Below are 1,503 nucleotides of genomic sequence, written 5' to 3'. Positions count from 1 at the left end.
GCCGAGCAGAGCGCCGCCAGCGCCAGCTCGCTGACGGGCAAGATCGGCCAGCTCAACGACCTCGTCGCCGCATTCAGGACGGGCCATGAGGCGGCCCCGGTGCAGCCGCCCCTGCGCGCCGCACCGCCGGTGCGCGCTGCGGCGAGCAAACCCGCCTATGCGCCACCCGCCTTGCGCAGCGCCGACAAGACCACGCCCGCCTCGGGCGCCGGCTCGGAGCCGGAGCGGCTGCGCAACCTCGCCGAAGCCGCCTTCGCCCAGACCAAGGCCACGCCTCCCAAGCCCGCACCACGCAAGGTCGCGAATGGACGCGCAAACGACGCCGGCTGGGAGGAGTTTTAGCGGCGAAAGCCGCTCAGGCTTTGAGCATATCGACGGCCCGGGCGCTCCCCAGTGAAATCATACGCGGATCGGACTTGTGTCAGAATTTCCCGGTGCAAGGCCTTGGATAAGAGCCAAACTTAATCGGTCTTTTATTTATTTAGGCCATGACCCTAGGGCAGGTGGCGGCTTAGCCGGCCCGCCGATCGCTTCGGGGTAGGTCACGATGAAATCCATTCGCGTTAAGATCCTGGCCGTGCTGGCCATTATTGCCGGCGGCGCGATCCTGTCGGCAGCACTCGGCCTCTACGCCCTCACCAAATCCAGCGATCTCAACGCCCGATCGAGCCTGCAGGGCGACATCGCGCTTGCCACCGAACGGCTCAATTCGCTGGTGATCGGCGTGGTGATGGATTCGCGCGGAATCTACATGTCGAAATCGACCCAGGAGGCCGATACCTATGCCAAGGGACTGGAAAGCCGCTTTCCGCTCATGCGCAAGCAGGCAGCTGATCTGGTCCGCCTCGTTCCCGCCGGCGAACGCGAAAATGCTGCGCAGATCGACAAGTTGATCGGCGAGTTCATCGGCTTCCGCTCGGAAACGGTTCGGCTCGGACGCGAAGTCTCGCCAGCGGCAGCCAATACCCAGGGCAATAACGACCTCAACCGCGCCAATCGGAAAGCCCTGAACGATCTCCTCGTCTCCTTCGGCCAGCGCAACGAGCGGGCCGGCGGCAGGCTCAGCGAGGAAGCAGCCGCTTTCACCAGCCAGGTGCAGTGGATTTTGCCAGCCGTTCTGCTGGCGACCCTGCTGGCCTCGATCTCGACAGCGCTGCTCTTCGCGCAGCGCTCGATCACCAAGCCACTGCTGGACCTCAGCGCCGTCATGGAGCGCCTGACGGCTGGCGAAACCCAGATCGACGTGCCCCATGTCGGGCGCCAGGACGAAATCGGCACGATGGCCCGCGCGGTCGCGGTGCTGCGCCAAAGCAGCGAGCAGGTCGCGCTCCTTCAGGAGCAGGAACGCAAGGCCGCCGCTGCGCGACTTGAGCGGGTGCAGTCGATGGAAGCGGTGGTTTCGGATGTTGGCGACGTCGTTGCGGCGACGGCGGCGGGCGATTTCAGCGCGCGGCTGCAGATCGAGCAGGCCGACGAGCAGATGCAGAAGCTGGTCAGCGGCAT

The 1,503-nt window shown here is 65.4% G+C and carries 1 protein-coding gene and 1 pseudogene; both read left to right on the top strand.

The window, feature by feature from the left end; all coding sequences use genetic code 11:
* Positions 1 to 342, top strand: a pseudogene (locus C4S73_RS28410) (hypothetical protein); the annotation flags it as partial.
* Positions 343 to 547: 205 nt separating this feature from the next.
* Positions 548 to 1,503: HAMP domain-containing protein (locus tag C4S73_RS27770; protein ID WP_146071532.1), on the top strand; the 956-nt coding region annotated here is incomplete at its 3' end.

It is taken from the genome of Allobosea lathyri (assembly GCF_900108245.1).
GTDB classification, from domain to species: domain Bacteria; phylum Pseudomonadota; class Alphaproteobacteria; order Rhizobiales; family Beijerinckiaceae; genus Allobosea; species Allobosea lathyri.
This window is presented reverse-complemented; position numbering and strand designations above follow the sequence as displayed.